Annotated in this window: 12 protein-coding genes; 2 read left to right on the forward strand and 10 right to left on the reverse strand. The window is 71.7% G+C overall.

The window, feature by feature from the left end:
* Positions 1 to 95: 95 nt before the first annotated feature.
* The 10 genes from ACFWM7_RS25315 to ACFWM7_RS25360 form a co-directional block, all read right to left on the reverse strand.
* The gene (locus tag ACFWM7_RS25315; protein ID WP_383264324.1) at positions 96 to 530 is read right to left on the reverse strand and encodes a cytidine deaminase; all 435 of its coding nucleotides are present in this window, start codon (positions 528 to 530) and stop codon (positions 96 to 98) included.
* A complete protein-coding gene (locus ACFWM7_RS25320; RefSeq protein ID WP_383264327.1) occupies positions 527 to 1,792 on the reverse strand; it encodes an ABC transporter permease in 1,266 nt (421 codons plus the stop codon). The genes ACFWM7_RS25315 and ACFWM7_RS25320 overlap by 4 nt, the downstream gene beginning before the upstream one ends.
* Complete coding sequence (locus tag ACFWM7_RS25325) at positions 1,789 to 2,907, reverse strand: ABC transporter permease (RefSeq protein ID WP_383264330.1); 1,119 nt, start codon at positions 2,905 to 2,907, stop codon at positions 1,789 to 1,791. The genes ACFWM7_RS25320 and ACFWM7_RS25325 overlap by 4 nt, the downstream gene beginning before the upstream one ends.
* Complete coding sequence (locus ACFWM7_RS25330) at positions 2,904 to 4,487, reverse strand: ABC transporter ATP-binding protein (protein ID WP_383264347.1); 1,584 nt, start codon at positions 4,485 to 4,487, stop codon at positions 2,904 to 2,906. The genes ACFWM7_RS25325 and ACFWM7_RS25330 overlap by 4 nt, the downstream gene beginning before the upstream one ends.
* Before the next feature lie 343 nt (positions 4,488 to 4,830).
* Complete coding sequence (locus tag ACFWM7_RS25335; RefSeq protein ID WP_383264333.1) at positions 4,831 to 5,880, reverse strand: BMP family protein; 1,050 nt, start codon at positions 5,878 to 5,880, stop codon at positions 4,831 to 4,833.
* A gap of 174 nt (positions 5,881 to 6,054) precedes the next feature.
* Entirely contained in the window at positions 6,055 to 7,290 is a 1,236-nt protein-coding gene (locus ACFWM7_RS25340; RefSeq protein ID WP_383264349.1) for an amidohydrolase, read from the reverse strand.
* A gap of 171 nt (positions 7,291 to 7,461) precedes the next feature.
* Complete coding sequence (locus ACFWM7_RS25345; protein WP_383264336.1) at positions 7,462 to 8,493, reverse strand: hypothetical protein; 1,032 nt, start codon at positions 8,491 to 8,493, stop codon at positions 7,462 to 7,464.
* A gap of 10 nt (positions 8,494 to 8,503) precedes the next feature.
* Positions 8,504 to 9,436, reverse strand: a complete 933-nt coding sequence (locus tag ACFWM7_RS25350; protein ID WP_006127058.1) for an N-acetylneuraminate synthase family protein — start codon at positions 9,434 to 9,436, stop codon at positions 8,504 to 8,506.
* A gap of 12 nt (positions 9,437 to 9,448) precedes the next feature.
* Entirely contained in the window at positions 9,449 to 10,696 is a 1,248-nt protein-coding gene (locus ACFWM7_RS25355) for a cytidylyltransferase domain-containing protein (protein ID WP_383264339.1), read from the reverse strand.
* Between the two features lie 89 nt (positions 10,697 to 10,785).
* Positions 10,786 to 12,174, reverse strand: coding sequence for a DUF6716 putative glycosyltransferase (locus ACFWM7_RS25360; RefSeq protein ID WP_383264341.1), 1,389 nt, complete (start codon positions 12,172 to 12,174; stop codon positions 10,786 to 10,788).
* A 208-nt stretch (positions 12,175 to 12,382) separates the two neighbouring features.
* Here ACFWM7_RS25360 and ACFWM7_RS25365 point away from each other — a divergent pair, with 208 nt between their 5' ends.
* Together ACFWM7_RS25365 and ACFWM7_RS25370 are read left to right on the forward strand one after the other, a co-directional pair.
* Positions 12,383 to 13,366, forward strand: a complete 984-nt coding sequence (locus ACFWM7_RS25365) for a glycosyltransferase family 2 protein (protein ID WP_383264343.1) — start codon at positions 12,383 to 12,385, stop codon at positions 13,364 to 13,366.
* Positions 13,363 to 14,697, forward strand: coding sequence for a polysialyltransferase family glycosyltransferase (locus ACFWM7_RS25370; protein ID WP_383264345.1), 1,335 nt, complete (start codon positions 13,363 to 13,365; stop codon positions 14,695 to 14,697). Before ACFWM7_RS25365 ends, ACFWM7_RS25370 begins: the two co-directional genes overlap by 4 nt.
* The last annotated feature ends 73 nt before the right edge of the window (positions 14,698 to 14,770 follow it).

A 14,770-nucleotide genomic window follows, 5' to 3' on the forward strand; every position in this document is an offset into this window, starting at 1 on the left:
CTGGGTGTGTGACTTTGTCCCCTCGCGGCGTTGGGTGGGGGGCGGGGGGGGGGGCCGTCGGTGCACGGGCCGCCCCACCGCCGGGAGATACGGGTTCAGCCGAGGTGCTGCGGGCCGAACGACTGCGGCAGCATCTCGTCGAGCGTGCGCAGCCCGTCGGGCGTCTCCAGGAGGAGTTCCGGGCCGCCGAACTCGTACAGGAGCTGCCGGCACCGGCCGCACGGCACCAGGATCGCCCCGGTGCCGTCCACGCAGGTGAAGTGGGTCAGCCGGCCGCCGCCGGTGGCGTGGAGCATGGAGACCAGGCCGCACTCGGCGCAGAGGGAGAGGCCGTAGCTGGCGTTCTCCACGTTGCAGCCGGTGATCGTGCGGCCGTCGTCCACCCGGGCGGCGACACCGACCGGGAAGCCCGAGTAGGGGGCGTACGCCCGGGACATGGCGTCCCGGGCGGCCTCCCGCAGGGTCTCCCAGTCGGCCTCGCCGAAGGCCGGGGCGGCCGACGGGCCTCCGGCGGCGGGCGGCGGTGTCACTTGCCCTCGCCCTTGCGGTACGACGCGCCGTTCGCCTTGGGCATCCGCAGCCGTTGCGCGGAGAGCGAGAGGACCAGCAGCGTGGTGACGTACGGGGCGGCGTCGACGAACTGGCTCGGCACCTGGTCGGTCAGGAAGTACCAGGTGAACAGCAGCGCGGAGACGACCGCCGCGATCGCCGCGGAGACGTACTTCTTCTTGTACAGCTGCCAGAGCACCGCGATGACCAGCAGGATCGCCAGGAGGAGCAGCATCGCGTGGACGTTCTCGGCGCCGCCGCGCAGCTTGAGGCTGTCGGTGAAACCGAAGAGGCCGGCGCCGAGCGCCATGCCGCCCGGCATCCAGTTGCCGAAGATCATCGCGGCGAGGCCGATGTAGCCGCGGCCGCCGGTCTGGCCCTCCTGGTAGATGCCGGTGGCGACGATCGCGAGGAACGCGCCGCCGAGGCCCGCGAGACCGCCGGAGACCGTGACGGCGATGTACTTGTACTTGTACACGTTGACGCCGAGGGTCTCGGCGGCCACCGGGGACTCGCCGCAGGAGCGCAGCCGCAGCCCGAACGGGGTGCGCCACAGGATCCACCAGGTGGCGGGGATCAGCAGCAGGGCGACGACGGTGAGCAGGGAGAGGCCGGTGACGAGCCCGCCGATGATGCCCGCCAGGTCGGAGATCAGGAACCAGTGTTGTTGTTGCAGATCCTGCATCCAGTCCGAGAGTCCGGGAACGGTGATCCTGTCGATCGGATCGATGCGCGGGGACTGCTTCGAGGAGCCGCCCTGGACGCCGTCGAAGGCGAAGTTGGAGAGGTAGCGGGTGACGCCGACGGCGAGGATGTTGATGGCCACACCGGAGACGATGTGGTTCACGCCGAAGGTGACGGTGATGACGGCGTGCAGCAGGCCGCCGAGGCAGCCGCCGAGGATGCCGAAGAGGACACCCACCCATGGGCCCCACTGAAACCCGGCCCACGCACCGAACCAGGTGCCGAGGATCATCATGCCTTCGAGACCGATGTTGATGACGCCCGCGCGCTCGGCCCACAGGCCACCGAGTCCGGCGAGGCCGATCGGCACGGCGAGTGACAGGGCGCCGCGGACCTGGCCGACCGAGGTGATGTCGTTGGCGCCGCTGATCAGGCGGACCAGCGAGATCAGGGCGAGACCGCCCGCGATGATCAGCAGGACGACGGGCAGGGAGAGCTTGCGGCGGCCGTTGCCCTTCTGGGGGGCGGGGCGTGCGGCAATGGTTTTGCTGGTGCTCACAGGGCCGCCTCCTTCTCGGTCGTGAGGGCGTGTCCGGCGGCGAGCTCCTCGCCGACCTTCTGCTGCTGGCGGCGGATGCCGTAACGGCGGACCAGCTCGTAGGAGACGACGACCGAGATCACGATCAGGCCCTGCATGATCGTGGCGATCTCCTTCTCGTACCCGTACTGGTCGAGCGAGGCCGAGGACTTGTCCAGGAACGCGATCAGCAGGGCGCTGAGGGCGATGCCGAGCGGGTTGTTCCGGCCCAGCAACGCGATGGTGATGCCGGTGAAGCCGATGCCCGTGGGGAAGTCGAGGCTGTAGGTGTGGGTGTCGCCGAGCAGGGTCGGCATACCGGCCAGACCCGCGATGGCGCCGGAGATCAGCATCGAGGTGAGGATCATCCTCTTGGCGTCCACTCCGGAGGCCTGGGCGGCGGTCTCGCTGGCGCCGGTGGCGCGCAGGTCGAAGCCGAACCGGGTGCGGTTCAGGACGAACCAGTACAGGACACCGCAGCCGGCGGCGACGAAGGTGAAGCCGTAGATCTCCCCGGCCATGTCGCCCATCGGCAGCCCGGGGAACCAGCCGGACTCCGGGATCTCACCGGTGGTCAGGTTGTTGGAGCCGGCCGGCTGCTCGCCGAAGTTGTCCGGCAGGATCAGCCAGGCGACCAGCGCCGTGGCGATCGAGTTGAGCATGATCGTCGAGACGACCTCGCTCACCCCGCGGGTGGTCCTGAGGAAACCCGCGATACCGGACCAGAACGCGCCCACGAGCATCGCGACGATGACGATCAGCGCGATGTGCAGCGGTCCCGGCAGGCTGACGCTGGCGCCGACCAGTGCGGCCACCATGGCGGCGAGTCGGTACTGCCCGTCGACGCCGATGTTGAACAGGTTCATCCGGAAGCCGACCGCGACCGCGAGCGCGGCGAGGTAGTACGTACCGGCCTGGTTGACGATCAGGACCTGTACGTCGACGTAGCCGGCCGACTCGAACATGATCCGGTACGGCTCGAAGGGGTTCTGCCCGGAGGCGAGCAGCACCACGGTCGTCAGCGCGAGGGCGACGACCAGGGCGAGCACCGGGCCGGCGAAGCCCAGGATCAGCCGGTCCTTGTCGAATTTCTTCATCGGGCCTCGTCCTCCGGGCTTTCGAGGTGACCGGTGGCGGCGCCGGTCATGGCCGAGCCCAGTTCCTCCGGGGTGATGGTGGCCGGGTCGGCGTCGGCGACCAGTCGGCCGCGGTACATGACGCGCAGGGTGTCGGAGAGCCCGATCAGCTCGTCCAGGTCGGCCGAGATCAGCAGGACGGCGAGCCCTTCGCGGCGGGCCTCGCGGATCTGGTCCCAGATCTGCGCCTGCGCGCCGACGTCCACACCGCGGGTGGGGTGGGCGGCGATCAGGAACTTGGGCGCGTGGCTCATCTCACGGCCGACGATCAGCTTCTGCTGGTTGCCCCCGGAGAGGGACGCGGCGGTGACCTCGATGCCGGGGGTGCGCACGTCGTACTCGCGCACGATGCGCTCGGTGTCGGTGCGGGCCGCCTTGTTGTCCAGCAGCCAGCCGCGGCTGTTGGGCTTCTCGGTGACGTGGCCGAGGATGCGGTTCTCCCACAGCGGGGCGTTCAGCAGGACGCCGTGGCGGTGGCGGTCCTCGGGGATGTAGCCGATGCCGGACTCGCGGCGCTTGCGGGTCGGGGCGTGCGAGATGTCGTCGGTGCCGAGCGTGATCACTCCGGCGTCCGGGTCGCGCATGCCCATGAGGGCCTCGATGAGCTCGGTCTGGCCGTTGCCCTCGACACCGGCGATCCCCAGGACCTCGCCCTGGTGGATGGTGAAGTCGATGCCGGCGAGCACGTCGCGGACGGTCCCGTCGGGGTCGGTGACGGTGAGCTTGAGGTCCTCGACCCGGAGCGTCGGTACGTCGGTGACGGTGGACTCGCGGGTCTCCGGCGAGGGCAGCTCGCTGCCGACCATCAGCTCGGCGAGCTGCTTGGTCGTGGTGGTGGCCGGGTCGGCCGTGCCCACGGTCGTGCCGCGGCGGATCACGGTGATCTCGTCGGCGACCGAGAGGACCTCGCCCAGCTTGTGCGAGATGAAGATGACGGTCAGGCCCTCGGCCTTGAGTTCGCGCAGGTTGGCGAAGAGGGCGTCGACCTCCTGCGGCACGAGGACCGCGGTCGGCTCGTCCAGGATGAGGATGCGGGCGCCCCGGTAGAGGACCTTGAGGATCTCCACGCGCTGCCGGTCGGCGACCCCGAGGTCCTCCACGAGCGCGTCGGGGCGGATGCCGAGCCCGTACGCGTCGGAGATCTCCTTGATCTTCTTCCGGGCGCCGGAGCCGATGCCGTACAGCTTCTCGCCGCCGAGGACGACGTTCTCCAGGACGGTGAAGTTGTCGGCGAGCATGAAGTGCTGGTGCACCATGCCGATGCCGCGCTCGATGGCGTCACCCGGGTTGGCGAACGAGACCTGCTCGCCGTCGATCGCGATGGTCCCCTCGTCCGGCTTCTGCATGCCGTAGAGGATCTTCATCAGGGTGGACTTGCCGGCGCCGTTCTCACCGACGAGCGCGTGGACCGTGCCCTTGCCGATGGTGATGTCGATGTCGTGGTTGGCGACGACTCCGGGGAAGCGCTTGGTGATGCCGTGCAGTTCTACGGCAGGGGGACTGCTGGACGCGTTGATGACGCACTCTCCTTGGCCGGACAGGAGCGGGGGCGGAGGGGCTGGGGGGCTCGGGGGCCCTGGGGGGCGGGGGTGAAGTTATCGCGCCGGAGGGCTGTCTACACGCGTAGCGCTGCCGAATCGTGAAACACGGGTGCACGTCACCGTCCGGACGCGGGGGCCCGGGCCGGGGAGGGAGAGCACGGCGAGAGGCGGATCTTCTTCGAGTGGTACGAGTGGTACGAGCGGTGCCGCGGGAAACCCGGCCGTCGGGCCGGGATGGGCCCGCGGCCCTGTCCGTCCGCCGGCCGGAGTGCGGCGCGGGGACGGACAGGGCCTTGGGGAAACCAGCCGTTCGACGGGGATGCCAAGCTGCTCGCGGAGCTGCTTACGGAGCGGTCTTGACCTTGATCTTGCCGTCGATGATCTCCTGCTTGGCCTGGTCGACGGCCTCGATGACGTCGGTCATCTTGGTGAACGCCGGGTTGGACATCGAGAGGCCGACGCCGTCCTTGTCCAGGCCGTAGCGGATCTCACCGGTCTGCGGCTTGCCGTCCTGGACCGACTTGATCAGGTTGAACACCGAGTCCTCGACGTCCTTGGTGACCGAGGTCAGGATGGACTCCTTGTAGTCCGCGAGACCCTTCTGCTTGTACTGGTCGGAGTCGACGCCGATGTTCCACTTGCCCGCCTTGGAGACGGCCTCGATGGCACCGGAGCCGGCCAGACCGGCGGCCGAGTAGACCACGTCGGCCTTCTTGTCGAGCTGGCCCTGGGCGGCGGCCTTGCCGAGGTCGGGCTTGGAGAAGCCGCCGAAGTCCGGCGGCTGCGTCAGGTACTGCGGAAGGACGTTGACCGAGGCGTCGGTGTCCTTGACGCCCTGGATGAAGCCCGCCTCGAACTTCTTGATCAGCGGGGTCTCGACACCGCCGATGAAGCCGACCGTCTTGGACTTGGTCACCTTCGCGGCGGCGACGCCGGCGAGGTAGGAGCCCTGCTCCTCGTTGAAGACGATGTTGGCGATGTTGTCGCCGGTCACCGAGGCGTCGTCGATGATGCCGAAGGTGGTCTTCGGGAACTTCGGCGCGACCTTCTTGATGGCGGGCGCGTAGGCGAAGCCGACGCCGATCACCGGGTTGTTGCCGGAGCGGGCCAGCTCGGTGAGGCGCTGGACCTTGTCCGCGTCGCCCTCACCCTCGGAGGGCTCGGCCTCGCTGCCCTGGACGTCGAGGTCCTTCTCGGCCCTGGCGAGACCGGCGTAGGCGGCGTCGTTGAACGACTGGTCGCCGCGGCCGCCGATGTCGTACGCGATGGCGGCCTTGTCGCCACCCGAGTCGGAACCGGCGTCCGACGACGATTTCCCGCCACAGGCGGTGGCGCTGAGCGCGAGCGCCGCGGACGCGAGGCCCACGGTGGTGATCCTGGTGATCCGGCGCAAGGGAAGGCTCCTTCAAACCTGACCGAAGCGCCTCTTCCGGCGCTGGTTTCGCGGCGATCGTAACGCGCGTAGATGTCAGATAAGAGCACGTACGGAAGCCGTTATCGGATCGTCGTGAACAGAAGCGGCCCCGTAGGTCCACGAACGGACCACGAAGACCGTGTCAACGCTCCGCTAACGGTTCGCGTCGAGCAGCGCCGAGGCGGTGAACAGCTCGACCCCCACGGTGATGGCCTCTTCGTCCACGTCGAAGTTGCCGCGGTGCAGGTCGAGACCGCGCGTGTCGCCGGGGGTGCGGACGCCGAGGCGGGCCATCGCCCCGGGCACCTGCTCCAGGTACCAGGAGAAGTCCTCGCCGCCGAGGCTCTGCTCGGTGTCCTCGATCGCATACGATCCGCGGCGCTCGGTCATCGCGGCGTCGAGCAGGCCGATGGACTCCGCGTCGTTCACCACGGGCGGCACGCCCCGTACGTAATTGATCACGGTCTTCGCCCGGTGCATTCCGGCCACCTCGTCCACGGCGGCGTGCACCAGGTCAGGGGCGTCGCGCCAGGCGTCCAGATTCAGGCAGCGGACGGTGCCGGACAGCTCGGCGTGCTGCGGGATGACGTTGGGGGCGTGCCCGGTCTCCAGGCGGCCCCAGGTCAGCGCGAGCCCGGCGCGGGCGTCGACCCGGCGGCCGAGCAGCGCGGGCACGTCGACGGCGATGCGGGCGGCGGCGGTGACCAGGTCGGTGGTCAGGTGGGGGCGGGCGGTGTGGCCGCCGGGCCCGTCGAGCGCGATCTCCAGCCGGTCGCAGGCCGAGGTGATGGCCCCGATCCGCAGCCCGATCCGCCCGACGTCCACCTTCGGGTCGCAGTGGACGCCGATGATCCGGCCGACGCCCTCCAGCACCCCGGACTCGATCGCGTCGACCGCGCCGCCGGGCAGGACCTCCTCGGCGGGCTGGAAGATCAGCCGCACGGCGTTGGGCAGCAGCCCCTGCCGGTCGAGATCGGCGAGCACGAGGCCCGCGCCGAGGACGGTGGTGGTGTGCACGTCGTGGCCGCAGGCGTGCGCCCGGTCGGGCACGGTGGACCGGTAGGGCACGCCGGCCTTGGTGTCCGGGATCGGCAGCGCGTCGATGTCCGCCCGCAACGCCAGCATGGGCGTCACCCCGTCCCACTCCCCCACGTCGCACATGAGCCCGGTCCCGACGGCCAGGACTCTGGGCTTCAGCCCGGCCTTCTCCAGCCGGTCCTTGATGGCGGCGGTGGTGCGGAACTCCTGGTTGCCCAGCTCGGGATGCATGTGGAGGTCACGGCGGAAGGCGATCAGCTCGGCACGCAGCTCGTCGGAGAGCCTGCCGGGCAGCGCACCTCCCCCGGGCTGGCCGGCCGGGTTGTGGGGGCGGGAGGCGCGGGACTTCAACTGGTTCACCTTATGAAGCGTAGGCCCCTTGCCCCCTCAACTGGCCACAGATCAACAAAACTTCAGCCGCACAGGCGAACAAAGTTCGGGTGAGGACGTGTGACGCAGCGTGGTTTCGGGTATACCCGTTCCCCTTCCGGACCCGGGTCCGCGCCCGTGCGGGCGCGGCCCTCACGTCACCACCGACGGCAGTCGCTGCACCCCCCGCGCCGTCTCCGTGACCCCGCTCAGGAAGCCCTGGGCGCGCGGCGAGGCCGTGGCGCGGAGCCATTCCGGGGCGATGTCGCAGACCGCGACGTTCACGCCCGTGCCGGCCAGCGCCAGCGGGAGGGTGTGGACGACTGTGGAGGGGAAGCTGACGATCGTGCGGCCGATGGGGCCGCGGCGGGCGATCAGTTCCAGGGGCAGGTCCGGGCGGACGATCTCCAGGCCGGTGGCGGCTTCCAGGGCGTGGAGCTTCTCGGCGGACTCGCGGCGGTGGGCGAAGTAGCGGGTGGCGCCGTGGGTGCGGGCCAGGGAGGCCACCGCCTCCTGGTACGGGACGGGGTCGACGACGCCCGTCTCGACCAGGGAGGTGCCGACCAGGTCGGCGCCCTTGCCGATGCTGGGCGGGCCGAAGCGGGCCCGGGTCCAGGCGAAGGTGTTCGGGGTGACCGTGATGCCGGGCGGAGCCTCGACCGGCATCGCGGTGAACACCTCGACCGTGTGGCGGGCCGTCGGGGTGAAGCGGCGGCGGGCGGTGGCGGTGACCGGGGCCAGGACCAGTTCGCGCGGTCCCGTACGGCCCCGGCGGTGCCAGCGGGTCAGCCGCTCGCCCCGGGCCAGCTGGGCGACGAACTCCATGGTGGCCGTGCCGTCGTCGACCACCGTGAGGCGGTCGGCGCGGACCAGGGTCAGCAGGAGCTGGACGTAGCGCGAGAACGGGTCGCCGATCACTATGTGGTCCGCGCGCCGGACCAGGCCGGCCAGGGCGCGCAGGGCCTTCAGGGGGGCGCCGGACTCGCCGCGCGCCTCCTGCCAGCGGACCGCGATGCCCTCGTCGCGGGCCAGCTCCGCCATCCGGCGCAGCTGACCGCGCGACATCGGGTCGACCGGGGGGAGGACGACGACCGTGGTGGCGGCCGGGTCGTCTCCCCCCTGGGTGTGAACCCACTCCAGGACGTTCAGGAGCTGGACCGGGCTCTCGACGAAGGCGAGGTTCACCGGTCGGCGCTCAGACCGCGACCGGCTCGGGGGCCGGCGCGTTCTCGGTCTCGGCGACGACGCCCGCGACGCGGCGGAGCTTCTTCATCGGGCCGAGCTCGGACTCGTACACCTTCTTGACGCCGTCGCCGAGCGACTGCTCGATGGTGCGGATGTCGCGGACCAGGCGGGTCAGGCCCTGCGGCTCGACGGAGGCGGCCTGGTCGGAGCCCCACATGGCGCGGTCCAGGGTGATGTGGCGCTCGACGAACGTGGCGCCGAGCGCGACGGCGGCCAGGGTGGTCTGGAGGCCGGTCTCGTGGCCGGAGTAGCCGATCGGGACGTTCGGGTACTCCTGCTGGAGGGTGTTGATGACCCGGAGGTTCAGCTCCTCGGCCTTCGCCGGGTACGTCGAGGTGGCGTGGCAGAGCAGGATGTTGTCGCTGCCCAGGACCTCGACCGCGTGGCGGATCTGCTTCGGGGTGGACATGCCGGTGGAGAGGATGACCGTGCGGCCGGTGGCGCGCAGGGCGCGCAGCAGCTCGTCGTCGGTGAGCGAGGCGGAGGCCACCTTGTGGGCGGGGACGTCGAACTTCTCCAGGAAGGCGACGGCCTCGGTGTCCCACGGGGAGGCGAACCAGTCGATGCCGCGCTTGGCGCAGTGCTCGGCGATGGCGGTGTACTCGGCCTCGCCGAACTCGACGCGGTGGCGGTAGTCGATGTACGTCATCCGGCCCCAGGGGGTGTCGCGCTCGATGTCCCACTGGTCGCGCGGGGTGCAGATCTCCGGGGTGCGCTTCTGGAACTTGACGGCGTCGCAGCCGGCTTCGGCGGCCGCGTCGATCAGCGCGATGGCGTTGTCGAGGTCGCCGTTGTGGTTGATGCCGATCTCGCCCGTGATGTAGACGGGGTTGCCGGGGCCGGCGGTGCGGGTGCCGAAGGTGCGCAGGCGGGAGGTGCTCATGGTGGTGCTTCCTTACGTGGTGGGGACTGTGGGGACAGAGGGAGTGGTGGTGAGGGTGGGGCCGAGCAGCCAGGCCGCGATCTCGCGGATGGCGCCGTAGCCCCCGGGGGTGGTCGTGACGGCGCGCGCTGCGGCGCGTACCGAGTCATGGGCGTCGGCGACCGCGACGGGCCAGCCGGCGAGGGAGAAGCAGGGGAGGTCGTTGACGTCGTTGCCGACGTAGAGGACCCGGTCGGGTGCGAGGGACTGCTCGTCGCACCAGCGCTTCAGCGCCTCGTCCTTGCGGTCGATGCCGTGCAGGACGGGGATCTGGAGCTTGCGGGCGCGGGCCGCGACGACCGGGTTCTGCTCGGTGGAGAGGATCAGCAGGGGCACGCCGGCCTTGCGCAGGGCGGCGATGCCGAGCCCGTCGCCCCGGTGGACGGCGACCGTCTCGCGGCCGTCGGAGTCGATCATGACGCGGTCGTCGGTCTGGGTGCCGTCGAAGTCCAGGACGACCGCGTCCACGTCCGCGAGGGAGGGCAGCGGGGAGGGGTCCAGGAGCGGGGCGAGCGCGCGGGCGCGGGCCAGGTCGTGGGGGTCGTCGATCTCCAGCACCCGGGCCGGGTCGGTGGGGACCAGAGCGGTGTGGCCGAAGAAGCGGTGGCGGTGGGTACGGAAGCCCGCCGCGTCCATCGCGTAGGCCGCGCCGGTCTCCAGGTGGTCCTGGGGGCGGTCCTGGCGGCGGGGGCGTACGGACTTGTCGTGGTTGACGCCGTACGTTCCTTCCTCGACCGCGTGCCCGTCGCGCCAGACGAAGCCGTGGAACGGGGCGACCGTGACGGCCGTGTCCGCACCCTCGTGGGCCACCGCCCGGGCCACCCCGTCGATGTCCTCGCGGGAGACGAACGGGCTGGTGCACTGGACGAGGAGGACCACGTCGACGGTGCGGGCGCGCTCGGCCTCGTAGACGTCCATCGCGTGCAGCACGGCCGCTTCGCTGGTCGCGGTGTCGCCCGCGATGGCGGCGGGGCGCTCGACGCAGTGCAGCCGGTGGGCGGCCCGGAGGTCGGCGGCGGCGGTGCGGGCGGCCTCGGCGATCACCCCGTCGTCGGTGGTGACGACGACGTCGGTGACCTCGGGGGCGCCGAGCGCGGCGCGGACGGCGCGGGCGACCAGGGGGATGCCGCCGACCTCGGCGAGGTTCTTGGCGGGGACACCCTTGGATCCGCCGCGGGCGGGGATCACGGCGAGGACGGTCGGGGTCGGGGGCGGCTGCATCGCTGCTCCTGGTGTGGTGGCGGTTCCTGAGGTCGTGGAGGCCGCTGGGGCGCTGGGGGTCGCGGAGGCGGGAAAGGCCGCTGGGGTGGTCACAGGTCCCCCATCCGCCGGATCACCGGGGCGACGCGCTGGACGCCGTGGCGGTAGGCGCCGCGGGCCGCGTTGCGGACGGTCTCGCGGACCGCGCCCCGGACCCGGCCGGGCTCCTGCGCCGCCGCCGCGCCCGGCAGGGGCGTACCGTCCGGGGCCAGGTGGTGGCGGCCGAGGATGCCAGGGAGGTAGCCGGGGGCGGTGGCGGGCGTGTAGTAGGGGGCGAGCGGCGGGAGTTGGCCGGTGCCGAGGAGGGCGGTCACCTTGGCGCGGGCGGTGTCGTAGGCGGTGCCGTACGAACCGTCGGCGGCGACGCCCTGGCCTGCCACCCACTCCGTGTCGGGCTTCGGCCGGGTTCCGCCGTCGAGCCGGTCCCAGGAGGTGAGGAGCCCGGAGCCGACGAAGTGGTGGTTGCCGAGCGGCTCCCGTACCCCGAGGTCGGTGAGGATCGCGGTCGGGATGCGGCGGTGCAGGGACTCCAGCGCGGCGGTCGAGGAGACGGTGACCAGGAGGTCGGTACGGTCCAGGACCTCGCCCATGTGCCCGTACACCAGGCGGAAGTTGGGCGGCAGCCCGCCGGGCAGCCTCTGCGCGAGCTTCTGGTAGGGCAGTTCCTCGATGTGCGTGGTGTGCTCGCCTGGCTTGGAGCGCAGCTTCAGCAGCACCTCGCGGCGCGGGTGCAGCCTGGCGTGCTCGACGAGCCGGCGGAGCAGGTAGGTGCGGTCGGCGCGGGAGGCCGGTACGGAGGGCTGGGCGGCGAACACCACGGTGTCACGGCCCTCTTCGGGGCGGTACGGGGCTCCGCCGAGGAAGGGCAGGGCGGCCTCGGTGACGGCCGAGGCGTCGGCGCCCACCCCCTCGTACACCGCGCGGAAACGTTCCGCGTCGTGGGCCGAGTTGGCGAGGACGACGTCCGCCCCGTGACGCAGCAGGAGGCCGTCGGCGAGCTTCTCGTAGACGACGCCGACGTAACCGGTGACGACGACGGGCCGGCGCGGCAGGTTCAGGGCGGCGAGCCCGTGCAGCATGGCCTGGACGCCGCCGCCGACGAGGGCGAGGACGACGAGGTCGTACCCCTCGTCGCGCACGGTGTGCAGGAACTCGACGGCGGTGACCTCGCGGACCCGGCCGGCGTCGATCCCGACCTCGCCGACCTCCGCGAGCTGGCGGGGCGTCGGGGTGGCCCGGCCGCGCAGCAGCAGCCCGCTGACCTCGACGGGCCGCGCGTCCTGCCCGTCCCCGGCGGACTCGGCGGTCAGGCGGCGCGCGGTGAGCGCGCCCCATTTCCACCGGGTGTCGGAGTCGGCGAGGACGGCGACCCGGAGCGCCGGTCGGGGCGCGGCGGGGGTCTGGGCCGGTTCGGCGTCTTGGCTGGTACGTGGGGGCACGTCCTAGAAGTTAGGAAGGCATTTCGATGCGCGGCCCAACGTGATGGCAACAGATGGTTAACAGCGAGCCGACGCTTGGGGACCGACCTCGAAAACGCCCCCAATTTCTGCCCTGGAAAAGGTGATTCACCTGGGCGACGGGCGTTGTTCACCTGCTGGGCGCATCGCGGAAAAGGAATGAGCCGGAGCCGCACCTAACGTGATGCGCGTGGTTAAGCTCTCCGTCATCGTGCCGTTCTTCAACGTGCAGGCCTACGCGCCCGACACCCTCAGAAGTCTGCGGGCCAACGCCCGCGAGGACTTCGAGTTCCTCCTCGTCGACGATTGTTCGACCGACGGGACACTCCGCCTGCTGGAGCGGGCCGAGGCCGAGATCCCCGGGGCCGTGCTGCTGCGGCACGAGGTGAACGGCGGTCTGGCGACCGCGCGCAACACCGGTCTGGAGGCCGCCCGCGGCGAATACATCGCCTTCCTGGACGGCGACGACTGGCTGGCCCCCGGCCACTACGAGCGGCTGGTGGCCGGAACCGAGGCACTGGGCTGCGACTTCGTGCGCACGGACCATGTCCAGGTGAAGGGGAAGACACGCACCGTACGCCGGGTTCCGCACGGGCCGCACGGGGTGGTGAGCGACCCCCGGGCCGCGATCCTGCCCGCCCACCGCACCACGTCGGTGGACTACGCGTTCGCCTGGGCGGGCCTCTACCACCGGCGGCTGCTGGACCGGGGGCTGCTGCACTTCACGGACGGGCTGCGCACGGCGGAGGACCGGCCGTGGATCTGGCGGCTGCACCGGGAGGCGGAATCCTTCGCCACCCTGGGCCTGCTCAGCCATTTCTACCGGCGCGGGGTGGCGACCTCCCTGACACAGATCGGCGATGTGCGCCAGCTCGATTTCCTGCGCGCATTCGACCAGGTGATCGCGGAGACCGCCGCCGACCGCGAGGCGGAGGTGTTTCTGCCGAAGACCGTCCGCACGTACTGCGCGATCATCGCCCACCATCTGGGCGACCTGGACAAATTCGAACCGGCCGTGGCCCGTGAACTGAAGTCGCGCGGGACCGCGGCCCTGGGACGCCTTCCGCAACGACTGCTGGACGAGGCGCTCGACGCCATGGACGTGACACGGGCGACCCGGGTGCGCAGGCTGCGCCGCCGTCCGGCCGCCGCGAAGGGGGCCTCGGCCGCATGACCATCCGGATCTTCCACGCATCCTCGCCGGAGGCGGTGGTGCTGCTCGCCGCGGCGATCGACGCGGGCTGCTTCACCGAGCCCGACCGCCGGATCCTGCTGCTGTCCCGGACCGGGCCGGCCCCGGAGGCCGTCGCCGACGTCTCTACGAGCGCCGGCTTCGAGCGGCTGCGCACCCGGTTCGACGAGGTGCTCTCGTGGAACGACGCGATCGCCCCCCTCCACCCGGACGGCTGGTCGCCCCGGGCGGACGACGCCCCGCTGTGGGAACGCCACTTCCGACGGGCCTGGGACCTGGGCGCGGAGGAGCTGGAGCTGGTGGTGGGCTCCCCGCACGCGGGCCCCGCCCAGGCCCTCACCCAGGTGTTCGCGGGCACCCCGGTGGATGTGTACGCCGAGGGGCCCGGCGGTTACGGCCCGACCGGGGAGAAGATCCCGCCGCTGACGGGAACCCGGGTGCGGCGGCTGCTCCATCCGGACCTGGTTCCCGGGGTGCGCCCGCTGCTGCTGGGCGAGTACGGGGTGGAGCCGCGGACCGTGCCGACCGAGGCGATCACCAAGGTCGTCGCCGAACTCGCGGACATACATGTGGTGTTGCCTGCCGTCGAGGAGCCGGTGTTGCTGCTCGGGCAGGCGCTCGCGGGGGCCGGGCTGATCACGGCGGACGAGGAGGCGGGGCTGCGGCGGGAGATGGTGCGCGGGGCGGCGGCCCTCGGTCACACCCGGCTGGTGTTCGCGCCGGATCCGTACGCGCCGTGGGAGCGCCCGGCAGAGCTGTGCGCCGAGGCGGACCGGCTGGGCGTCGAACTAACCGTGCTGGACGGCCCGTTGCCGGTCCCGGCCGATGTGCTGCTGCACCGGTTGCGGCCCGCGCTGGTCGTGGGCTGCACCTCGACGGCGCTGTTCGGGGCGGCCCGGCTCCACGGCCTGCCGGTGGCGACGGTCGGCACGGGGCTGCTCCTGGAGCGCCTGACCCCGTACGAGAACGCCGAGCGGATACCGGCGACGCTCGCCGACGCGGTGCTGCCCGCGCTGGGTGACGCGGGGGCGGTGGCCGAGCAGAATCCGTGCGGCGGGGCGGAGTTGGGCGGTCTGCTGGCCGCCGTCGCCTTCGCGATGCGGCCGAAGGTGCGCCCCGATCTGCGTCCGGCCGCCGAGCGCTACCTCGCCGCGCACCTGGACGGCCACACCTGGCGCTACTTCAAACGCCGCCGCCTGGCCTCGCTCGCGCTGCCGGGGGTGGTCCCGGCCCGGCTGGCGTTCCTGCGCTCCAGCCCGGCACTGCGCCGGGTGGCCCGGCGGGCGCGGGCGCTGCGGGGCGGGAGGGGCTGAGGGCACTCCGCCGGGCGGGGGTGCGGGGTCGCGGCCGGGGGCACGGGGGCCCGGCGCGGGCCGGGTCCGCGGG

The sequence above is a fragment of the Streptomyces sp. NPDC058375 genome (assembly GCF_042723425.1).
GTDB lineage: Bacteria > Actinomycetota > Actinomycetes > Streptomycetales > Streptomycetaceae > Streptomyces > Streptomyces durocortorensis.

Coding starts and splice junctions, on each gene's coding strand:
- ACFWM7_RS25325 (WP_383264330.1), bottom strand. CDS start 2,907: ATGAAGAAATTCGACAAGGACCGGCTGATCCTGGGCTTCGCCGGCCCG.
- ACFWM7_RS25350 (WP_006127058.1), bottom strand. CDS start 9,436: ATGAGCACCTCCCGCCTGCGCACCTTCGGCACCCGCACCGCCGGCCCC.
- ACFWM7_RS25355 (WP_383264339.1), bottom strand. CDS start 10,696: ATGCAGCCGCCCCCGACCCCGACCGTCCTCGCCGTGATCCCCGCCCGC.
- ACFWM7_RS25370 (WP_383264345.1), top strand. CDS start 13,363: ATGACCATCCGGATCTTCCACGCATCCTCGCCGGAGGCGGTGGTGCTG.